Below are 20,828 nucleotides of genomic sequence, written 5' to 3'. Positions count from 1 at the left end.
CGCAAGCACGGATCCGGCACCGACGCGAGGACACGGGAACCGATGGAACAGTTCGATCTGCTCGTGGTGGGCGGCGGCACCGCCGGCCTGCCGGCCGCGGCGGAGGCCACCCGGTTGGGGCTGCGGGTGCTGCTGGTGGAGCAGTCCGACCGGCTGGGCGGCACGCTGTGGCGCTCGTGGGCCCAGATGTCCGCCGCCGGAACGGATCTGCAGCGGCAGCACGGCATCGTCGACGATCCCCAGTCGCACTTCGACGACGTCATGCGGATCTGCCGGGACACTGCCGACCCGGTGCTGGTGCGCCTGGCCGTCGAGCACGCCGCCGAGACCATCGACGGGCTGATGGCTGCGGGGTTCGACATGGATCCCGCGTCGCCCGCGATCCTGCACTTCCACGAGGCCTACCGGGTGGCGCGGACCTACTGGGGCCGCCAGGGAGGCCGGTCAGTGCTCGAGGTGCTGCTGCCGCAGACCGAGGCGGCCCAGCGACGGTCGCTGTCGGTCCGCATGCACACCCGGCTCACCGGTCTGCTCCGCTCCGATGCCGGGTCGATCGAAGCCGTCGAGCTGCACGACGGCTCGGGCGCCACCAGCACCGTGGCCGTCGGGGCGGTGCTGCTGGCCTCCGGCGGCTTCGCGGGCAACCCCGACCTGTTCCGCCGGCTGGTGCCGGGCAAGCGACTGGTCGGACCCGGTTCCCCGGACTCCACCGGGTCGGGCATCGAGCTGGCCATGGGACTGGGCGCCCGGATCCGCGGCGCGGACAAGTTCCTGCCGACCTACGGCGGGGTGCTCGAGGACGGCAGTGACCACGTCAGCGTGCCGCTCGACGACTACCCGAGCCTGACCCCGCAGACCCGGCGGCCGTGGGAGATCCACGTCAACGCCCGCGGCGAGCGGTACGTCGCCGAGGACGGCGACAGCGTCGACGACCGCGAGCACGCACTGTTGGTGCAGCCCGGCCAGGAGTTCTGGATCGTGTCCGACGCCCGGGTCGCCCGCGAGGCGCCGCCGCTGTTCCCGACGTGGAGTGCGGAGGCGCTGGCGCAGGCCTACGACGCGCACCCCTCCTTCGTCCGGGCCGGCAGCCTGGACGAGTTGGCCGAGCGGACCGGGATGGACCCGGTGACGCTGCGGGCCACCGTCGAGCAGTACAACCGGGCCGCAGCCGGTGAGGTTCCGGATGTGTTCGGTCGCAGGCACTTCCCGTTGCCGTTGCAGGAGCCTCCCTTCCTGGCTGTCCGCAACCACGGCACCGTGCTCAAGACCCCGACCGGTGTCCAGGTGGACGGCACGCTGCGGGTGCTCGATGTCGCCGGCCCGGTCGCCAACCTCTTCGCCGCGGGAGAGGTGCTCGGCGGCAGCGCGCTGTCCGGCCGCTCGTTCGTCAGCGGCATGAGCGTCACTCCGGCCCTGACCTTCGGGCGCCTGGTCGCCCGCACGGTGGCCGGCCAGCACGACCAGACCATCGCACCGGCCGGCACCGCCGGCCCGACCGTCGCCGGGAGGCGCTGATGTGGAACCGCCCGGACGTCGACTTCATCCAGTCCCAGGACGTCCCGTTCGAGCTCGTCCCGGCCGGTCAGTTCGGTGCGGTGGCCGGTGGCCGCCGGCAGCTGCTCAGCCGGGATCCGTCCGACGGTGCCGAGACCGCCATCCACCGGCTGGCCGACCGGGTCGACGGTGCGCTGGCCGACGACGTCGACCTGTTCGTGCTGGCCGGTGACGGCACCCTGAACGGGAACCCGCTGGCGACCGGTGACTACGTGCACCTGCCGGCCGGGGCTGCGTTCGAGATCGTGCCGTCGGTTCGCCGTCTCACGGTGTACTGCGGGTTCTGGGGTACGCCCGAGCTCACCGCGGCCGCCCGATCCGCCGCACCGATCACCCACACCAACCCTGAGCGTGACCTGCAGTGGGTGCCGGCCGGCTGGAGCAGCGGCAGCCCGCTGGAGCCCGGCGCGCTGTCCAAGGTGCTGCGCGCCGACGATCGGGCGTTCATCTACCTGGCGGCGATGGTGCCGGGCTGGAAGAGCCCGAACGAGGAGTCCCACCCGCAGTACGAGGAGTCGTTCAAGATCTACGGCGACGTGCTGATGGGCCGACTCGGGGTGATGCAGCCGGGCAGCTACTTCTTCCGCAGCCCGGACGTCTTCCACGGACCCCTCTACAGCCGGGGCGGCACCATGTCCTTCATCCGCTCGGACGCCCCGACCACCACCACGTACCGGACCCCCGACGACGCCGGCTCCTGGCAGTCGCTCTCGGCGCGGGCGTACGCATGAGCGCGCCCGCCGATCGGATCGCGTCCGAGCTGACCGAGCTGCCTGTCGACCGGAGTGTAACCATGACCGAGCCGAACCGCAGGACCGGCACCCCGAGCGGCGCCGGCATCGACCTCGAGGGCGTGGGCAAGACCTACGTCACCGACGCCGGGAACGTGCTGGCGCTCAAGCCCACCGACCTCAAGATCAAGCCGGGCGAGTTCGTCGTCCTGCTCGGCCCCTCCGGGTGCGGCAAGACCACGCTGCTGCGGATGCTGGCCGGGCTGATCACGCCGACCGAGGGTGTCATCACCATCAACGGCAGGCCGCTGTTCAACGAGCGGACCGAGCAGCCGTCCCGGGATGCGTTGGGGGATCTCGGGTTCGTCTTCCAGCAGGCGACGCTGATGCCGTGGCGGTCGGTGTGGCGGAACATCGCGCTGCCGTTGGAGACCCGCGGCGTGAAGAAGGCCGAGCGGCGGGAGCGGGCCGAGCAGCTGGCCGCCCAGGTCGGGCTCAGTGACTTCCTGGACCACCGCCCGCGGGCCCTGTCCGGTGGCATGCAGCAACGCGTGGCCATCGCGCGGGCGCTGGCCCATGAGCCGTCCATCCTGCTGATGGACGAGCCGTTCGGGGCACTGGACGCGATGACCCGCGACAACATGAACGAGATGCTGCAGAAGCTGTGGATGGAGACCGGCAAGACCGTCGTGCTGGTCACCCACTCCATCAGCGAGGCGGTGTTCCTGGCCGACCGCATCGTGCTGCTGTCGCCGCGGCCGGGACGGGTGCAGGACATCGTCGACGTCGACATCGCCCGGCCGCGCACCCTGGACACCGCCAAGCAGGATCGGTTCAACGAGCTGGTCGTCCGGCTGCGCGGGCAGCTGGGAGAGGTCTCGGCGTGACGGTCGCGGCCGGGTCCGCGCCGACGACGGCGGTCGGGGCGACCCGTGAACTCGCCGCGTTCGTGGCCGGACTGGACGCGGCCGACCTGCCGGAGACCGTGCAACACAAGGCCCGGGTGATGCTGCTCGACTTCTTCGCGGCTGCCCTGGGCGGTGCCGACGTCTCCGAGGTGCGGACCATCGTCGAGCTGGTGCGCTCCCGTGGCGGCCACCCGGTGGCCACGGTGGTGGGCAGCGACCTGCGGACCAGTCCGGCCGACGCCGCGTTCGCCACCGGCGCCGCGGCCGACGTGCTGGAGCACCAGGACGGGTACCGGTTCGGCGGCTTCCACCCGTCCCACGTGCTGCCGGCCCTGCTGGCCGTGGCCGAGGCGCAGGACCGCTCGGTCGAGGAGTTGCTCACCGCGATGGTCGCCGGGTACGAGGTGGCGAACCGGATCGGGCGCTGTCTGCATCCGGAGGCGACCCGGGCGGGCTGGTTCCCGACCGCGGCGGGCTTCGGCGCGGCGGCGGCGGCGGCGAAGCTGCTGGGCCTGGACGCCGACGGGATCGGCTGGGCACTCGGCGGAGCCGGCTTCTTCGTGCCGGCCATCGCCATCGAGGCCATCTTCAGCGGCCACACGGTCAAGCCGGCCTTCGCCGGGCAGCTGGCCCGGGCCGCGGTCGAGGCGGCCGAGCACGCGGCCGCCGGACTGACCGGCTGGGACGAGATCCTCGAACATCCACGTGGTCTCATCGCCCTGATGGGCGGCCGGGCCGATGATGCCCAGCTGACCGCGGGCCTGGGCGCCGAGTGGACCATCCTGGAGGTGCACCAGAAGCGGTGGGCCGGCTGCCGGCACACCCACGGCGCCGCTCAGGCCTGCCTGGAGCTCGCGGAGCAGCACGACCTGGCGCCCCAGGACGTGACCGGGATCCGCATCCACACCTACGGAGTCGCGGCGACACTGGTCGACCGGCCGGTGTCGGCGATGCCGACGGTGGGATCGACGGCGTCCGCGGAGGTGCCCTCGACGGTGCCGTGCACGCTGAGCGTGCAGTACACCGCGGCGGCCGCGCTGGTCGACCGTGACCTCGTCGCGCTCCAGTACGGCGAGCAGCGCCGGGCCGACCCGCAGGTGCACCGGCTGGCCGGGTCGGTGACCCTGGTCGTCGATCCGGAGCTCGAGGCGCTCTACCCGGAGTACACCGCCACCGAGGTCGAGGTGGTGACCGCCTCGGGCGCCGTGCACCGCACCCGCATCGACACCCCGTTCGGCGACAAGCGGGCCCCGATGACCACCGAGCAGCGGCTGGCCAAGTTCCACACCTACGCCGATCCCCGGCTGGGTCGGGACCGCGCCGAGCGGCTGCGGACCGCCATCGACGGGTCGACCGGCCGAGTCCGCGACCTGACCGCGCTGCTGCGCGACTGATTCCGACATCCACGAACTCCGAGAGGATCCTGCCGTGAGCCAGCCCGACACCGTCGGCGCCGCCGAGGACGTCTTCACCATCGTGCCGGAGCCGGTCACCGCCGCGGCGTTCGCGCCGTTCGGTGAGGTGCTCTCGCTGGGCGACACCGAGCAGCTGCCCATCGACTACTACTCGGGCCGCAACTCCATCCACGGTCCGGTCGTGCTGCAGTGCGACGAGACGCCCGAGTTCATCATGTTCAAGGTCGGGCTGCGCGGCGGCGAGATCCGCTACCTGGAGCGGCATCACGGGATGACCCAGACCTTCATCCCGCTGGGCGGCGACCCGTTCGTCTCCGTGGTGGCCGCGCCGGACGTGGAGCTGGTCGACGGGTTCCCCGACTTCCGTCAGGTCCGTGCGTTCCTGGTGCCGGGCGACGCGGTGCTGAACATCCACCGGGGGACCTGGCACGAGCCGCCGTTCCCGACCCGCGAGGGCCAGATGTTCGTGCTGTCCAGCTCGCCGGGCGTGACCAAGGGCCTGCAGACCGCGCTGGACGAACACGGCGAGGTGCACTCGCTGGACGTCGACAAGCGCAGCCCGGTGCACCGGACCGGCCGGCGCCTGCAGGTCGTGCTGCCCTGATGTCCGCCCCCACCACTGTCCGCCCAGCGGGTCCGGACGGCATCATCGGCCGCCGGTCCCGCAAGGTCGGCGGCGACGAGCTGCTGACCGGGCGGGTCCGGTACCTGGACGACCACCGGCCGACCGGCACCTTGCACGCCGTCGTGGTGCGCAGCGACCAGGCGCACGCCCGCATCGACGGGATCGACGCCACCGCGGCCCGGGCCATGCCCGGGGTGCAGCTGGTGCTGGACGGGCGGCAGGCGGCGGAGCTCAGCGGGCCCATCCCGTACTTCATCGACCCGGCAGCGCGCGGCGGCCGGCGGGTCGACATCCGGTGCCTGGCCGTGGACACCACGGTGTTCGTGGGGCAGCCGGTGGCCGCGGTGGTGGCCACCACCCGGGCCGAGGCCGAGGCCGCGGCGGCCGCGGTGCGGATCCGCTCCACCCCGCTGCCGCACGTGCTGGACGCCGTCGAGGCGTTGCGGCCCGACGCCCCGCGGGTCTACGACGAGTGGCCCGACAACGTGGTCTTCGCCAAGAAGTACGGCATCGGCGACGTCGACGCGGCGCTGGCCGCCGCGGACGTCGTGGTGACCGAGGAGCTGCACATCGCCCGCACCACCACGGCGCCCATGGAGCCGCGGGGCTACCTGGCCTCCTGGGACCCGGCCGACGAGACCCTCACCGTGCACGCGGCCTGCCAGAACCCGCACCAGATGCGCTGGATGCTGTCGGCCAGCCTGGGGCTGGACGAGACCCGCATCCGGATCGTGACCACCACGGTGGGCGGCAGTTTCGGCCTCAAGATGCAGGGGCACCCGGAGGAGACGCTCATTGCGCTGCTCTCGCAGCAGCTCGGCCGGCCGGTGAAGTGGGTGGAGGATCGCCGTGAGTGCTTCATGGCCGGCGCCCGCGAGCAGGTCCACCGGATCACCGTCGGCGCCACCCGGGACGGACGCATCCTCGGGCTGCGCAACGCGATCGTGGCCGACACCGGCGCTCTCTCGGCCCAGCCGGGCTGGGCGATGCCGAACATGTCGGCCACCACGCTGCCGTCGGGCTACGCGGTGCAGGCGTGTGACATCCAGCTGCAGGTGGTGGCCACCAACAAGCCGTCGCTGAACGCGGCCCGCGGATTCGGCAAGGACGCCGCCCACTTCGTGATGGAGCGGATCGTCGACGTCCTGGCCCGCCGGCTGGGGATGGACCCGGCGGAGATCCGGCGGCGGAACTTCGTCGGCCCGGACGAGATGCCGTACCGGACCTCGACCGGGCTGAACATCGACAGCGGTGACTTCCCGGGACTGCTGGACAAGACGCTGGCGGCGCTGGACTACGACGCCCTGCGGGAGCGGCAGCGGCAGGCCCGCGACCAGGGCCGTCACCTGGGCATCGGGCTGGCCTTCGAGCTGACCCCCGAGTCCTCCGACGGTCCGGGCACGTTCGTCTCGGGATTCGACACCACCACGGTGCGGATGAGCGTCACCGGGTCGGTCACCGTGCTCACCGGCGTGACCACCCCCGGCGGCGGCAACGACACCGGCATCGCGCAGATCGTGGCCCAGGAGCTCGGGGTGCCGATCGGCACCATCCGGGTCATCCAGGGCGACACCGACCAGTGCCCCAACGGGTTCGGCAACTTCAGTGGCCGAAGCATGGTGGTCGGCGGCGGCTCCGCGGCGTTGGCGGCGCGGGACGTGCGGGCCAAGATCGTCGCGGTTGCGGCCCGGATGCTGTCGGTGGACCCCGACGACCTCGACGTGGACGAGGGGATCGTGACGTCGCGGACCGATCCGGCCACGACGGTGCCGGTGGCCGAGGTGGCCATCACGCTGCTCACCCGTGCGTTCGCCATCGCCAAGGACATCGAGCCGGTGCTGGAGTCCACCCGGGCGTTCATGCCCGGCAACATCGACCACACCCCGGACGAGCACGGCCGGATCCAGCCGTACCCGACGTACTCCAGCTGCCTGCACGGCGCCGTGGTCGAGGTCGACCCGGACACCGGCAAGGTCACCCTGGTCGACTACGTGATGACCCACGACTGCGGCACCATGATCAACCCGTCGCTGGTCGAGGGCCAGGCCACCGGGGCGATCGTGATGGGGCTGGGCACCGCCCTGTCCGAGCAGCTGGTGTTCGACGACGACGGCGCGCTGTTGTCCGACCGGTTCAAGTCGTACCTGCTCATGCGGGCCGGCGACCTGCCCGAGTTGCGGATGGTGCACCAGGTGACACCCAGCCCGTTCACCGTGCACGGCAACAAGGGTGCCGGCGAGGCCGGCATCGGCGGGGCGCAGGCTGCGGTGGCCAACGCGGTCGAGGACGCGTTGTCGCCGTTCGGCGTCACTGTGCGCCGGATCCCGCTGACCCCGCCCGAGGTGCTGCGGGTGCTCGACGAGGCCGCGGTGGTGTCGTCGTGACCGGCACTCCCACCTACGCCGCACCGACCGGGATCGCCGAGGCCACCGCGCTGCTGACCCAGGCCCAGGATCCGGCGGTGCTCTCCGGCGGCACCATGCTGGTGCCCGAGATGTCGCACCGCACGCGCCGTCCCGATCTGGTGCTGGACCTGCGCAACGCCCGGCTGAGCGGCGTGCGGGTCGAGGCGGACACCCTGACCATCGGTGCGGCCACCACCTACCGGCAGGTACTGGACACGACTCTGCCCGGCGGCGGGGCGGCGCTGGCCGTGCTGCAGACCGTGGCCCGCGGCATCACCGGCGGCCCGCAGATCCGCAACCGGGGCACCGTCGGCGGATCGGCCGCCTGGGCCAACCCGTCGTCCGACGTGCCCGGCCTGCTGGTCGGTCTCGACGCCACCATCCGGGTGGACGGGGCCGGCGGTCATCGGCTGATCGCCGCGCAGGACTGGGTCACCGGAGCGTTCCGGACCGCCCGCGCACCGGCCGAGATCCTCACCGGCATCACGGCGCCGACGCGGCCCCGGCACCGGTTCGGCTACGTCAAGTTCAAGCTGGCCGAGAGCAGCTGGCCCATCGTCACCGCGACGTGCCTGGCCAGCCCGGTCGGGAACGTCGTCCTCTCGGTCGGCGGGGCCTTCGAACGCCCGCTGCGGCTGTCCCTGGCCGGGGTGCCGGCCGACCTGCCGGAGCGGGAACTGCGGACGCTGCTGGCCGAGCAGATCGCTGCTGCCGACCCCACGCCGTGGACCGACGTGCTGGCCGACGGCGCGTACCGCGCCCGGATCAGCCCGGTGATCGCCGCGCGTGCCGTCCAGCAGGCGCTGGCCAAGGACCCGAACTCCGGGGAGGAACCATGGACGTCGAACTGACGGTGAACGGACGCCGGCGCCACGTCGACGCCGACCCCTGCCGGCTGCTGGTTCGCACCCTGCGCGAGGACCTCGGGCTCACCGGCACCAACGTCGGGTGCCTGACCGGCGACTGCGGGGCCTGCACGGTCGAGATCGATGGGCAGACGGCCAAGTCGTGCTCGGTGCTGACCGGTTCGGCCGCCGGGTCCGAGATCACCACGCTCGAGGGCGTCGCCGGACCCGACGGCGAACTGGACGCCGTGCAGCGGATCTTCTGGGAGGAGTTCGCCTTCCAGTGCGGCTACTGCCTACCGGGGATGATCCTGGTGACCGAGGAGCTGCTGCGCCGCGAGGGCGAGATCACCGACGCGGACATCACGCTCGCGCTGAACGGCAACCTGTGCCGGTGCACCGGGTACATGCCGATCCTCAGGGCGGTGCGGCGGTGCGTGGACGAAGCGCGCGCCGGTGCCGGCTCGGCCGGCGTGACCGAGCACCAGGAGCCGGCGTGACGGGCGTCGCCGTGGTGCGGGAGTTCCTGCAGCGCATGGAGTCGGGCGACCGCACCGGCGCTCAGGCGTTGCTGGCCCCGGACGCGGAGATGATCTTCCCCGGCGGCCGCCGGTTCACCGCTCTGGACGAGGTGGCGGCCTACGGCGCCGGGCGGTACCGCAGCGTGCGCAAGCAGTACCTGACCTGGGACGAAGTCCCGGCGCAGCACGGCACCGCCGTGGTGGTCTGCACGGGCACGCTCGTGGGCGAGACCCTGGAGGGCACCGCGTTCGACGGCGTCCGGTTCGTCGATCGGTTCTCTCTGCGGGACGGCGCGATCACCGGGCAGCAGGTCTGGAACGACCTGGCCGAACTCGGCGTCGTCCGGCCCGGAGCGGGAGCGTGACCCGGGTGGCCACCACCGCACGCGGAGCCGACCCGGCCTCCGGCGCCGCGCGCTACCCGCACGCCCTGGCTCCGGTCACGATCGGCGGTGTCCCGCTCCGCAACCGGATCTTCGTCTCGGCCCACACCACCAACTTCGGCCGCGACTTCCTGCCCACCGACCGGCACGTCGCCTACCACCGGGAACGGGCGCGCGGCGGTGCAGGGCTGATCATGACCGAACCGCTGCGGGTGCACGAAACCAGTCTGGGGCGGGCCGGCGGCCTGTCCGGCGACGAGCGTGGCCTGCCCATGCTGGAACGCATCGTCACCGCGGTGCGGGACGAGGGCGCTGCGGTGTTCAGCCAGCTCACCCACGCCGGCCGGCACAGCGAGAACCCGTTCCTGCGCACCGCGTCCTGGGGACCGAGCCCGCGGCGGTTCACCGCGGGTGGGCAGACTCCGCATGCGATGACCCGCGCCGACATGACCGCGGTCCGGGACGCCTACGTCGCCGCCGCGCGAGTGGCGGTCCGGGCTGGCTTCCAGGGGCTGGAGATCCACTTCGGGCACGGGCACCTGCTGCACCAGTTCATCTCGCCGGCGTCGAACGCCCGCACCGATGCCTACGGCGGTGACGAGGACGGTCGGCTGCGCTACCCGCTCGAGGTCCTCGACGCGGTGCTGGACGCCGTCGGCGCCGCCGTACCGGTCGGGGTCCGGATGAGCGCCGACGAGCTGCTGCCCGGCGGCCAGGACCTGGCCTCGGGCTGCCGGATCGCCGCCGCGGTGACCAGCACCCGCCCGATCGCCTTCCTGAACGTGTCGGTGAGCTCGTACACGGTGCCGTCGGTCGGGCACCACGTGGCGGACATGAGCGAGGGACCCGCGCCGTACCTGCCCCAGGAGCAGGCGGTCGCCGCGGCGGTCGCAGGTGCGGTCCCGGTACTGGCCGCCTGTCGGTTCACCGACATCGCGACCGCCGACAAGGTGCTGGCCGAGGGCACCTTCGCGGCCCTGGCCATGACCCGCGCGCACATCGCCGATCCGCACCTGGTGCGCAAGGTGCAGGCCGGTGCGGAGAACACCGTCCGGCCGTGCGTGTCGTGCAACTTCTGCATCGGCGAGATCGCCGGCCACCGCCCGATCACCTGCATGATGAATCCCCGCGTCGGCCGGGAGCAGGAGTGGCCGGAGGCGGTGGAGGCCGTGGCCGAGCCGCGCTCGGTCCTGGTCGTGGGCGGTGGCCCGGCCGGCCTGGAGGCTGCGGCGATCAGCGCGGAACGCGGTCATCGGGTGGAGCTGTGGGAGGCGGCCGACGAGCTCGGTGGTCAGCTGCGCACCGGTCGGCGCGGCAGTGGGCGCGGTGACCTGGATCTCCTCCGCGAGTCGGCCGAGCGGCGGCTCGCGGCGGCGAACGCCGTGGTCGACACCGACCGGGCCGCCGACGTGTCGTCGGTCCGGGAGCACGGGGCCGATGTGGTGGTGATCGCGGCCGGCGCGGCCCGGCCGGCCCGGGCCGTTCCCGGGGCCCGCCGGACCCTGTCGGTGGCCCAGGCGTTGGGTGAGCCGGAATGGAGGGGCTTGACGGCCCTGGTCCTGGACGACGAGGGCAGCTGGGCGGGCGCGTCGGTGGCCGAGACCATGGCCCGTGCGGGCGCGACGGTCACCGTCGTGACCGCGACGCCGACCGCGTTCCCAGGTGTCTCGGAGTACAGCCGGATGACCGCGGTGCAGCGGCTGCGGGAGCTCGGCGTCGACCTGTGGACCAGCTCCCGGGTCGATCTCGACGACACCGCAGCGGTGGTGACCCGGTCGCTGGTCTCTGGGACCGTGCGGCTGCCGGTGCCGGACGTGGTCGTCGTCGTCGACGTGCCGGACGCCGCCGACCGTCTCGCGGTCGAGCTGCAGGACGCGGGCGTCCCGGTGCACCTGATCGGTGACGCGCTCGCCCCCAGATCCCTGTTGGAAGCGGTCTACGAGGGACACCGCGTCGGTCGCGCCCTGTAGGTCGAGCACTGCGGGCCGATGAGCGCCCGAGATCCGTCCCGGCGCGATGACCCGTGTCCGGAGTCACTGCAGAGAGGCTGAACGATGAGTCGCAAGTTGGTCCTGCTGACCTACAACATCAAGCCCGGCGTCCCGCTGGAGGAGTACGTCGAGTACACCCGCGAGGTCGACTACCCGGTGTTCCACCAGAATCCGAACATCGAGCAGTACTCGAACTTCGTCATCAAGCGCCAGGGCCGTGGCGGCGGCGAGTGGTTCAAGCATTTCGACCTGATGTTCGTGAACGACCTGGATGCGTTCGATGCCGGCGGCAAGCTGCACTTCGGCGACCAGTTGATCCTCGACCACGCCGCTCGGTGGCGGGAGAAGTGGGGTCAGGACCCAGCCACCGGCTGGCGCACCGACGTCAACATCAATTACGCCGAAGAAATCTGACGACCGGTCGATCGGTCGGATCGGATGGCGCGGAACCGTGCGCACCGGCACCGGTCTCGATGCCCGTCGGGGCATGGATTCCGGTGACCGGGACGGGTAATCTCTGAGCGGAACGATGAATTGCTGAGCGGAACGGGGTGGAGTCAGTGCAGGACGGACCGTTGACGGGCCTGCGGGTCCTCGACGCATCGACGATCCTCGCCGGCCCCCTGGCCTGTCAGATCCTCGGTGACCAGGGCGCCGACGTCATCAAGATCGAGCACCCGGTCAAGGGTGACGGCATGCGCGGCCACGGCCCGGTCGCGGACGGCATCGCGCTGTGGTGGAAGGAGGTCTCGCGCAACAAGCGGACGCTGGCGCTGGATCTCGGCAAGCCCGAGGGTGCAGAGCTGTTCCTGCGCCTGGCCGCCACCGCGGACGTCGTCGTGGAGAACTTCCGCCCCGGCACGTTCGAGCGCTGGGGTCTGGCGCCCGAACGACTGCACGAGGTCAACCCACGGCTGATCCTGGTGCGCGTCACCGGGTTCGGGCAGCGGGGTCCGTACGCGGCCCGGGCCGGTTTCGGCACGCTGGCCGAGGCGATGAGCGGCTTCGCGCACCTGACCGGGGAGGCGGACGGGCCGCCGACGCTGCCCGCGTTCGGCCTGGCCGACAGCATCGCCGGGATGACCGCGGCCACCGCCACGCTCGCCGCGCTGCTGGCCCGGACGACCACCGGTCGGGGCGACATCATCGACGTGAACCTGCTCGAGCCGATCGCCACCGCGGTGGGTCCCGGCCCGATGGCGTACGCGCAGACCGGCGAGATCGGCATGCGGCACGGCAACCGGTCGACCAACAATGCGCCGCGCAACACCTACCGGACCAAGGACGGTCACTGGGTGGCGGTCTCGACCAGCGCCCAGTCCATCGCCGAGCGTGTGCTGGAGTTGGTCGGCCATCCGGAGGTCATCACCGAGCCGTGGTTCCGCAGCGGCCGGGAGCGCGCGGCGCACGCCGACCTGCTGGACGACATGGTCGGGTCCTGGATCGCGGAGCGGGACCGGGCCGAGGTGCTGGCCGAGTTCGAACGGGTCGGCGCTGCGGTCGCCCCGATCTACACGGCCCAGGACCTCGTCGAGGACGAGCACGTCCGGTCGACCGAGATGCTGGTGCCGGTGCCCGACGAGGACTTCGGCGAGCTGCTGCAGCACAACGTGCTGTGGCGTGCCCAGCACCATCCCGGCTCGATCCGGTTCCCGGGGCGCCCGCTGGGTGCGGACACCGACCGGATCCTGATCGACGAACTGCGGTGCTCGGCCGAAACGGTCGCCGAGCTGCGAGCCCGGCGCATCGTCGCTTGAGCCGCCTGAGCCGCCTGAACGAGGAAGAGGATCGATGCCCGTCACCGACCAGGTCGGCGCTCCGCCGACCACCGCGGATCTGCTGCGGTTCGCCGCCGAGGACGTGACCATCCACGACCTCGGCCGGCAGCTGCGGATCGGGATGCCGCAGTCACCGAACCATCCGGCCTTCTGGCATGCGCTGCCCCGGCGACACGGCGACATGGTCCGCCACGACGGCGGTTCGGCCGCCAACGACATCATCTCCATGGGTACTCACGTGGGGACCCACATCGACGCGTTCGCCCACGTCTCCCAGGACTGTCATCTGCTCGACGGCAGCGACGCGATCCAGGCCGGCGTCGGCGGCCGGTACACCGAGTTGGGCGTGCACACCATCCAGCCGATGGTGCGGCGCGGGGTGCTGCTGGATCTGCCCGCCGTGCTGGGCCTGGACGGGCCGGCCGAGGGCGGGTTCGAGTTCACGCCGGAGCACCTGGACGAGGCCGAACGCCGGTTGCCCGCGCCGATCCGGTCCGGTGACGTGATACTCGTCCGCAGCGGCTGGGGCGTCCACTTCGACAGCGGCGCACCGTACGTCGGAGCGCAGACGGGTGTGCCCGGCGTGTCCGAGGCCGGAGCGCACTGGCTCGCCGACCGTGGCGTGCACGCCGCCGGTGCCGACACCATCGCCTTCGAGTGCCTGCGCCCCGGTCAGGGGCATGCCACGTTGCCGGCGCACCGGGTGCTGCTGGTGGAGCGCGGCGTCTACATCATCGAGGCGATGGACCTCGAGGGTCTCGCCGCGGCCGACGTCCGCGAGTTCCTGTTCGTGCTCTCGCCGCTGCCGATCTTCGGGGCCACCGGCTCTCCGGTCCGGCCGCTGGCGGTGGTCGGCCGTGGCTGATGTGGACGGCTCGGCCCCGGATGCCGTGGCCGTGCGCTTCGGGGTCTTCGCGGCGGACGCGCTGGCGGGCGGCATCCCGGAGGACGTGGCCGCGAGCGTGCGGCGCCGGGTGGTCGACGTGCTCGGCCTGTGTGTCGGGGCGCTCGAGCTGCCGACCAGCGTGGCGGCCGCGGAGTTCGTGTCTGACGCCGGTGGCCGGCCCGAGGCCACCGCGATCGGCCTGGCCGAGCGGGTCCCGGCCGCGCAGGCCGCGTTCTTGAACGGCGTGCTGGCCCATTCGCTGGACTTCGACGACACCCACCTGCCCTCCGTGCTGCACCCCAGCGCCTCGGTGGTCCCGGCCGCCCTGGCCGCGGCCGAGGCCGCCGGTGCATCCGGGGCCGACACGGTGGCTGCCATCGCCGTCGGCCTGGAGGTCGCGGTCCGGCTCGGGATGGCCGGCTACAACACCGATCTGGCCAATTCGGTGTTCTTCGAGCACGGCCAGCACGCCACCTCGATCTGCGGGGCGGTCGGGGCGGCGGCGTCCGCCGCGCTGTTGCTCGGGCTCGGCGCCGACGGCGTGCAGCACGCGATCGGCGTGGCCGCGTCGATGGCCGCCGGCATCATCGAGGCCAACCGCACCGGAGGCACCGTGAAGCGACTGCACTGCGGATGGGCCGCGCACTCGGCCGTCACCGCGGCACAGCTGGTGCGCCGGGGCTTCACCGGGCCGCCCACGGCCATCGAGGGCCGATTCGGGTTCCTGCGGGCGTTCCTGCGCGAGGAGGCCGACCTGGCGCCGTTGCTGGAGGGCCTCGGCGAGACCTGGGCCGTGCCGGGCATCTTCTTCAAGCCGTACCCGGCCAACCACTTCCTGCACGCCGCCATCGACGCCGGAATGGACCTGCGCGAGCAGGGCCTGCGGGCAGAGGATCTCGACCACATCACCGTCCGGGTGCCGAGTTCGGTGATCCGCACCATCGGTCAGCCGATCGAGATCAAGCGGGCGCCGGTGACCGGCTACCAGGCCCAGTTCAGCGGCCCGTTCGCGGTGATCGCCGGTCTGATCGGCGGCGGTGGGGGACTGGGGCTCGGCCTCGGCGACTTCACCGACGAGCTGGCCCAGGATCCCTGGCGGCGTGAGCTCATGGCCAAGGTGGACATCGAGCCGAGCGAGCAGTGCGACGCCATCTATCCGTTCCAGTTCCCGGCCGTGGTCGACGCGGTCGACACCGCCGGCCGCGAGTGGCACGCCGAGGTGCTGGCCAACCGCGGCGGTCCGGAACGCCCGCTCAATGACGAGGAGCTGGGCATCAAGTTCGACATGAACGTGGGCGCGATGTTGGCGCCCGAGGTGGCCGGTGAGATCCGGTCCGCTGCACTGCGAATGGATCAGCTCCCGGATGTCCGGGCGATCCTGCGGCCGCTGGCCGCCATCGGGACCGGACCGGCCCCGGCACCCATCCACGAGGGAGAGCTCCATGCCGCACGCTGATCTCATCATCAAGAACGTCCGGATCGTCCGTCACGACCGGACCGAGGCCGAGACCGCCGACATCGCCGTGACGGACGGCCGGATCTCGGCCATCGGTGCCGATCTGCCGGTCGAGGAGGGCACGCAGGTCGTCGACGGCGGCGGCAAGCTGGCGTTCCCGGGAGTGGTCGACGCCCACCAGCACTGGGGCATCTACAACCCGCTGGACGTCGACACCAGCACCGAGAGCCGGGCCTGCGCCCAGGGCGGCGTCACCACGGCGATCACCTACATGCGGACCGGTCAGTACTACCTGAACAAGGGCGGCCCGTACGCCGAGGTGTTCCCCGAGGTGCTGGCCGCCTCGGCCGACAAGGCCTACGTGGACTACGCGTTCCACCTGGCGCCGATGTCCAAGGAGCACATCCGCGAGATCCCGTCGCTGATCAGCGAGCACGGCGTCACCAGCTTCAAGATCTTCATGTTCTACGGCTCGCACGGCCTGCACGGCCGCTCGGCCGACCAGAACTCGTTCCTGATGATCCCGGCCGACGAGCGGTACGACCTGGCGCACTTCGAGTTCGTCATGCGCGGCATCCAGGACGCCCGCCAGCAGTTCCCCGAGCTGGCCGACGAGATCTCGCTGTCGCTGCACTGCGAGACCGCCGAGATCATGACCGCCTACACCAAGATGGTGGAGGAGGCCGGCGAGCTGTCCGGGCTGGCCGCCTACAGCGCCTCCCGGCCGCCGCACTCGGAGGGCCTGGCCGTCTCGATCGCCTCGTACCTGGCCCACGAGACCGAGCTGCCCACCATCAACCTGCTGCACCTGTCGTCGGCCAAGGCCATGGACGCCGCGCTGCGGATGAAGACGGCGTTCCCGCACGTCGACTTCCGGCGCGAAGTGACCATCGGGCACCTGGTGACCGACATCGACACCGCCTCGGGCATCGGCGGCAAGGTCAACCCGCCGATCCGTCCCCGGGACGACGTCGAGGCACTGTGGGAGCACGTGATGGCCGGCGAGGTCGACTGGGTGGTCAGTGACCACGCCTGCTGCCGCGACGAGCAGAAGTTCGGCGAGCCGCGGGACAACGTGTTCGTGGCCAAGTCCGGCTTCGGCGGAGCCGAGTACCTGCTGCCCGCGCTCGTCAGCGAGGGCAGCCGCCGCGGGCTCGACGTCGGTGCGGTGGCGCGGATGCTGGCCTGGGCGCCGGCGCAGCGGTTCGGCCTGCGCACCAAGGGCCTGCTGGACGTCGGATACGACGCAGACATCGCCCTGGTCGACCCGGACGCGACCTGGACCATCCACGCGGCCGACTCCGAGTCGACGCAGGAGTACACGCCGTTCGAGGGCATCGAGCTGTCGGCCAAGGTGACCGACACCTTCCTGCGCGGCACCCGGGTGCTGGACTCCGGCAAGGTCACCGGCGAGCCGACCGGCAAGTACCTGTCGCGGCCGACCGGGCGCTGAGCGGCCGATGAGCAGGATCCCGCGCAGCTACCTGTACGTCCCGGGCGACCAGCCGGACAAGCTGGCCAAGGCTGCGCGGTCGGGGGCGGATGCGCTGATCCTGGACTTGGAGGACGCCGTGTCGCGGGCGGGCAAACCGCTCGCCCGCGACGCGGTCAGGGCCTCGCTCGACACTGTCTCCGACAGTGATGATGTCGAGCGGTGGGTGCGGATCAACGCCGACAGTGTCACCGATGACCTCCCGGCGGTGGTGATGCCGGCGCTGACCGGGGTGGTGGTGCCCAAGGCCGAGCCCGAACTGCTGGCCCAGGTCGACCGGTGGCTGGGCGCGGCCGGGTCGGGCGCCCGGGTCATCGCGATCATCGAATCGGCCCGTGGACTGGCCCTGGCCACGCAGGTGGCGAGCGCGCCACGGGTGATCCGTCTCGGCGTCGGTGAAGCCGACCTGGCCGCCGAGCTGGGTCTCATCCCGGACCGCGAGCGCACCGAGATGGCCTGGGCCCGCGGCCAGATCGTGCTGGCGTCCGCGGTGGTCGGGCTGACCCGACCGATCGGCCCGGTGCTCACCGACCTCGGTGACCCGGACCTCCTGGTGGCCAGCACCCGGGCCCTGGCCCGGCAGGGCTTCCGGGCCCGCACCGCCCTCACCCCGCGGCAGCTGCCGGTGATCAACGAGACGTTCACCCCGTCCGACGCCGAGGTGGCCGACGCCACCGCCGTGCTGCAGGCCTGGGAAGCGGCGTCGGGCGGCGTGGCCGTGACCGCCGGGGGCGCCTTCATCGACGCCGCCGTGGTGCGGAGCGCGCAGGACGTGCTGTCCCGGGCGCGGTGAGCTCCGGCCCAGGGCGGGTCGGTCGGGTCCGACCCTGCGGTGGTGGGTTCGGCCCTGGTTGTTCGGGGTCGGACCTGGTCATGCGGGATCGGAGTTCGGTGTGGCGGGGGGAGCGGGGCTTGCGCCTGACCCGGCGACTCCGGCCCTGAGGTGGTGGGTCCGACCCTTGGGTGGTGGGTTCGGCCCTGGATGTTCGGGGTCGGGCGTTGTCGGCCGGGGTCGGACGTCGTCGTGCAGGGCCCGGGTGCGGGCGCGTTCGGCGTCCCTCGACGACGGTGTCAGGAGCAGTAGACCCGCTCGATCGCTTCGACGATGTCCTGGCCTCGGGCGAGGGTGAGCGGCGTCCGGTCGCCACCCGCGAAGCGGAACACCGCCCGGCTGGCCAGGTCATCCTGGCCCGTTCAACCGGCTCTGCTGTCTGCGCGGCCCGGACGACATCATCGTGGCGCTCGCCGAGGAGCTGCGCTGACAGCCGTCCACACCGGTCGAGTTGTCCACAGCGTCCGCTGACCCCTGGTCCGACGACGGGAGCACGAGCAGGGTCGCGCTCATGACCACCGCCGCCCGTCCGCTGCTCACCCGCCGCGCGCTGCTCGACGCCGGCCACACTCCGGCCGAGCTCAGCCGCCGCGTGCGGTCCGGTGAGCTGGTCCGGCTCGCCGGCGGCGTCTTCCGGACGGTGGCCGAGACGGACCCGATCGCCGACTACCGCGACCGGGTGGTGGCACGTGCGCTCAAGGCACCGACCGGCGTGGTGTCCCACGCGTCCGCCGCGGCTCTGCACGGACTGCCGCTGGGTCGTTCGGAGCTGGGGGCGGTCCACCTCACGGTTCCGCCGCACTGGGGCGGTCGGCGGACATCGGCGTTCGTCCGCCACGCCGCGCAGCTCGATGACGGCGACGTCATCGGGACCGATGGACTCCGGATCACCTCAGTCGCCCGCACGCTGGTCGACCTGGCTCGGAGCACCCGCCGCGAGGCCGTCGTGATGGCGGCCGATCACGCCCTGCGCGACCGATTGACGACGCCCGCCGAGGTGCTGGCCGTCCTCCACCGTGGACGGGTCCGTCCTGGCACGCCGTCCGCGCGGCGCGCACTGGCCGCCGTGGACGGCCGCAGCGAGAGCCCGGGGGAGTCCCGGCTCCGCCTGATGCTCTCCCCACCGGGCTGGCCCGTGCCCGAGTTGCAGACCGAGATCCGGAGCGCTGCAGGCGTGTTCCTCGGCCGCGTCGATCTTGCCTACGTCGATGTCGCGACCCTGGTCGAGTTCGACGGGCACAGCAAGTACCGGGTCGGCGACCGATGGGACAGCACCGTACTGGTCCGGGAGAAGGAACGTGAGGACGCGCTCCGCAGCGCCGGGTTCACCGTGGTCCGCTTCGTCTGGAAGGAACTGAGCCACCCCGACCTCGTCCTGGCCCGGGTCGAGGAGGCCTGGGAGCGGGGCCGGCGGATGCTGGCGGCGGGCGCAGTGACCGGCACCGTGCACGTGACGCCGCCGCTCCGGATCGAGAGCCTGGCCCGCCGCTGACCGAGCGTTCGCCCCGTCATCGCCGGGCCGCTCGCGGGACACCGACGTCCGACCCCGCCGGAACGGCTCGGCCCCCGCGCTGGTGGGTCCGACCCCGGTCAACCCGGGGAGGAGGTCGCCGCACAGGGTCGGAACTCTCCAGCCTGGCGCAGAACTTCACGCGGCTGGGGAAGCCGGTGCAACCCCAACGGCAGTCGAACATCTCCTGACAGGGGTCTCGCGCCGCGCCCGTGCCAGGGACGCGAGGCAGCAGCTGTGACCGCGGCCACCCCAGCTCAGCGCCGCTGAATCGATTAGGTCACATCCGAACAGAAACACTCGGGATCGATCGCAACCGATCGTCCGGTCAGGCATCATAGGTAGCGGGAAGCGACGATCCGGTCGCTGACCGAAGCAAGAACGTGAGTGCAACGGCGCGCATCCGTCGACGAACTCATCGGAGGTACCACCATGCAGCAGAGCACCGTCACCCAGACCAAGCTGGGCCGCCTGTTCGCGGTCCGCGCCGACCGCAAGGCCGCCCGGGTCGCCCACCGCAAGCTGGTCGCCGAGCTGGCCAGCTTCGACACCCCGGCGCAGCGGTTGGAGATCATGACCATCGCCGAGCGTCACCAGGACGAGGTCATCCTCGACATCCTGGCTCGCCAGGCCTCCCGCGCTGCCTGATCCTGAGCAACCAACGGGCGGCCGAACAGCAGCGCCGTCCGTGCACCGGGCCGGTCCGCACCAGCGGGCCGGCCCGGTGTCGTCTTCGGGTCGTGAGGACGCGGGGCAGACCCTCATCGGCGTGTGGTCTGCATCGCAATGCCGGTGACCTGGCCCACCGTTGCGTTCTGATCGGCTGGACAATTGGACGCCAGGAGCGCGCGCCATTCACCGAATGGCGCACCGCTCGCGCCCGGCCGGAATGGAGCATCGAAGCCAGTGATCCGGCACCGGAAACCAGGGGAGTCGAGATCCATTTCGGAGAGCAGCATCTCGACCGACCGGGCGTTCGCCGCAGGCCTCTAACCTGGTCATTGTGGTGGCGGCAACACCACGCATTGCGTGAGTCACAGTGGCCTGGATCATGCCGTTCCCGTTCGCAACCTGATCGTTCTCGGCGCATCATTGTTGGCAGAGAGCGACGAGCCAGTTGCTCGCAGACGCGGGACCGCAAAGGCGCAGCCTCCGCCGCTCAACTCACCGGAGGAACACCATGCGCAGCACCGAGAGCCACACCGCCCGTCTGGCCCAGGCGCACGCGGCCCGCGTCGACCGTCGCGCCACCAAGCTGGCCCGCCGGCAGCAGGCCGCCGAGCTGGCTGCGTTCGCCCCGTCCGCGATGCGCCTCGAGCTGGGCACCACCCCGCAGCGTCGCAACGACCACGAGGTCCTGGACATCTCGATGTGGCAGGCCAAGGTCGTCTGATCTCACCTGTTCCCGAAGGGGTGGCCACGCCGAGCGCGTGGCCACCCCTCCGTCGTCGGGGTCATATCGCACCAGTCGCCAACCGCGCCAACAACCAGCGCGT

Annotated in this window: 19 protein-coding genes; all 19 read left to right on the top strand. The window is 72.0% G+C overall.

The genetic code is table 11. The features are described from left to right. The first annotated feature begins 42 nt into the window (after positions 1-42). The 19 genes from JL106_RS04195 (at position 43) to JL106_RS04105 (ending at position 20,725) form a co-directional block, all read left to right on the top strand. Positions 43-1,515 carry an FAD-dependent oxidoreductase gene (locus JL106_RS04195; RefSeq protein ID WP_205259448.1) on the top strand — a complete coding sequence of 491 codons (1,473 nt, stop codon included), beginning with the start codon at positions 43-45 and terminating at the stop codon, positions 1,513-1,515. Continuing rightward, positions 1,515-2,285 (top strand): hypothetical protein, encoded by a 771-nt coding sequence (locus JL106_RS04190; protein ID WP_205259447.1) that lies wholly within the window; start codon positions 1,515-1,517, stop codon positions 2,283-2,285. Before JL106_RS04195 ends, JL106_RS04190 begins: the two co-directional genes overlap by 1 nt. A 62-nt stretch (positions 2,286-2,347) precedes the next feature. Then, positions 2,348-3,172 carry an ABC transporter ATP-binding protein gene (locus JL106_RS04185; RefSeq protein WP_205259446.1) on the top strand — a complete coding sequence of 275 codons (825 nt, stop codon included), beginning with the start codon at positions 2,348-2,350 and terminating at the stop codon, positions 3,170-3,172. Then, positions 3,169-4,587: an MmgE/PrpD family protein gene (locus JL106_RS21925; protein WP_205259445.1), complete on the top strand. Its 1,419-nt coding sequence runs from the start codon at positions 3,169-3,171 to the stop codon at positions 4,585-4,587. The genes JL106_RS04185 and JL106_RS21925 overlap by 4 nt, the downstream gene beginning before the upstream one ends. A gap of 34 nt (positions 4,588-4,621) precedes the next feature. After that, a complete protein-coding gene (locus tag JL106_RS20675) occupies positions 4,622-5,212 on the top strand; it encodes an ureidoglycolate lyase (RefSeq protein WP_205259444.1) in 591 nt (196 codons plus the stop codon). Continuing rightward, entirely contained in the window at positions 5,212-7,617 is a 2,406-nt protein-coding gene (locus tag JL106_RS04170; RefSeq protein ID WP_205259443.1) for a xanthine dehydrogenase family protein molybdopterin-binding subunit, read from the top strand. Before JL106_RS20675 ends, JL106_RS04170 begins: the two co-directional genes overlap by 1 nt. Continuing rightward, entirely contained in the window at positions 7,614-8,489 is an 876-nt protein-coding gene (locus tag JL106_RS04165) for an FAD binding domain-containing protein (RefSeq protein WP_205259442.1), read from the top strand. Before JL106_RS04170 ends, JL106_RS04165 begins: the two co-directional genes overlap by 4 nt. Beyond that, positions 8,474-8,983 (top strand): (2Fe-2S)-binding protein, encoded by a 510-nt coding sequence (locus JL106_RS04160; RefSeq protein ID WP_205259441.1) that lies wholly within the window; start codon positions 8,474-8,476, stop codon positions 8,981-8,983. The genes JL106_RS04165 and JL106_RS04160 overlap by 16 nt, the downstream gene beginning before the upstream one ends. After that, positions 8,980-9,369, top strand: coding sequence for a nuclear transport factor 2 family protein (locus JL106_RS04155; RefSeq protein WP_205259440.1), 390 nt, complete (start codon positions 8,980-8,982; stop codon positions 9,367-9,369). The genes JL106_RS04160 and JL106_RS04155 overlap by 4 nt, the downstream gene beginning before the upstream one ends. 5 nt (positions 9,370-9,374) lie before the next feature. Beyond that, positions 9,375-11,357 carry an oxidoreductase gene (locus JL106_RS04150; RefSeq protein WP_205259439.1) on the top strand — a complete coding sequence of 661 codons (1,983 nt, stop codon included), beginning with the start codon at positions 9,375-9,377 and terminating at the stop codon, positions 11,355-11,357. An 84-nt stretch (positions 11,358-11,441) separates the two neighbouring features. Beyond that, complete coding sequence (locus JL106_RS04145; RefSeq protein WP_205259438.1) at positions 11,442-11,792, top strand: hypothetical protein; 351 nt, start codon at positions 11,442-11,444, stop codon at positions 11,790-11,792. 146 nt (positions 11,793-11,938) lie between these two features. After that, positions 11,939-13,135, top strand: a complete 1,197-nt coding sequence (locus JL106_RS04140) for a CaiB/BaiF CoA transferase family protein (protein WP_407940095.1) — start codon at positions 11,939-11,941, stop codon at positions 13,133-13,135. Between the two features lie 34 nt (positions 13,136-13,169). Further along, entirely contained in the window at positions 13,170-14,021 is an 852-nt protein-coding gene (locus tag JL106_RS04135) for a cyclase family protein (protein WP_205259436.1), read from the top strand. Next, positions 14,014-15,498: an MmgE/PrpD family protein gene (locus tag JL106_RS21920; protein ID WP_205259435.1), complete on the top strand. Its 1,485-nt coding sequence runs from the start codon at positions 14,014-14,016 to the stop codon at positions 15,496-15,498. The genes JL106_RS04135 and JL106_RS21920 overlap by 8 nt, the downstream gene beginning before the upstream one ends. Next, positions 15,485-16,951 (top strand): dihydroorotase, encoded by a 1,467-nt coding sequence (locus tag JL106_RS04125; protein WP_205259434.1) that lies wholly within the window; start codon positions 15,485-15,487, stop codon positions 16,949-16,951. The genes JL106_RS21920 and JL106_RS04125 overlap by 14 nt, the downstream gene beginning before the upstream one ends. A 7-nt stretch (positions 16,952-16,958) precedes the next feature. Next, positions 16,959-17,783 (top strand): HpcH/HpaI aldolase/citrate lyase family protein, encoded by an 825-nt coding sequence (locus JL106_RS04120; protein WP_205259433.1) that lies wholly within the window; start codon positions 16,959-16,961, stop codon positions 17,781-17,783. 550 nt (positions 17,784-18,333) lie between these two features. Further along, positions 18,334-19,314 (top strand): hypothetical protein, encoded by a 981-nt coding sequence (locus JL106_RS04115; protein ID WP_205259432.1) that lies wholly within the window; start codon positions 18,334-18,336, stop codon positions 19,312-19,314. A 450-nt stretch (positions 19,315-19,764) separates the two neighbouring features. Beyond that, entirely contained in the window at positions 19,765-19,980 is a 216-nt protein-coding gene (locus tag JL106_RS04110; protein ID WP_205259431.1) for a hypothetical protein, read from the top strand. Between the two features lie 532 nt (positions 19,981-20,512). Continuing rightward, positions 20,513-20,725, top strand: coding sequence for a hypothetical protein (locus JL106_RS04105; protein ID WP_205259430.1), 213 nt, complete (start codon positions 20,513-20,515; stop codon positions 20,723-20,725). The last annotated feature ends 103 nt before the right edge of the window (positions 20,726-20,828 follow it).

The organism is Nakamurella leprariae, from assembly GCF_016918035.1.
Lineage (GTDB): Bacteria > Actinomycetota > Actinomycetes > Mycobacteriales > Nakamurellaceae > Nakamurella > Nakamurella leprariae.
Note: the sequence above shows the minus strand (reverse complement) of the source record. Positions and strands in the feature narration are given on the sequence as shown.

Bases quoted from the DNA above. Each gene is read 5' to 3' on its own strand.
- JL106_RS04195 (WP_205259448.1), top strand. From the start codon at position 43: ATGGAACAGTTCGATCTGCTCGTGGTGGGCGGCGGCACCGCCGGCCTG.
- JL106_RS04190 (WP_205259447.1), top strand. From the start codon at position 1,515: ATGTGGAACCGCCCGGACGTCGACTTCATCCAGTCCCAGGACGTCCCG.
- JL106_RS04185 (WP_205259446.1), top strand. From the start codon at position 2,348: ATGACCGAGCCGAACCGCAGGACCGGCACCCCGAGCGGCGCCGGCATC.
- JL106_RS04170 (WP_205259443.1), top strand. From the start codon at position 5,212: ATGTCCGCCCCCACCACTGTCCGCCCAGCGGGTCCGGACGGCATCATC.
- JL106_RS04160 (WP_205259441.1), top strand. From the start codon at position 8,474: ATGGACGTCGAACTGACGGTGAACGGACGCCGGCGCCACGTCGACGCC.
- JL106_RS04145 (WP_205259438.1), top strand. From the start codon at position 11,442: ATGAGTCGCAAGTTGGTCCTGCTGACCTACAACATCAAGCCCGGCGTC.
- JL106_RS04135 (WP_205259436.1), top strand. From the start codon at position 13,170: ATGCCCGTCACCGACCAGGTCGGCGCTCCGCCGACCACCGCGGATCTG.
- JL106_RS04125 (WP_205259434.1), top strand. From the start codon at position 15,485: ATGCCGCACGCTGATCTCATCATCAAGAACGTCCGGATCGTCCGTCAC.
- JL106_RS04120 (WP_205259433.1), top strand. From the start codon at position 16,959: ATGAGCAGGATCCCGCGCAGCTACCTGTACGTCCCGGGCGACCAGCCG.
- JL106_RS04115 (WP_205259432.1), top strand. From the start codon at position 18,334: ATGACCACCGCCGCCCGTCCGCTGCTCACCCGCCGCGCGCTGCTCGAC.
- JL106_RS04110 (WP_205259431.1), top strand. From the start codon at position 19,765: ATGCAGCAGAGCACCGTCACCCAGACCAAGCTGGGCCGCCTGTTCGCG.
- JL106_RS04105 (WP_205259430.1), top strand. From the start codon at position 20,513: ATGCGCAGCACCGAGAGCCACACCGCCCGTCTGGCCCAGGCGCACGCG.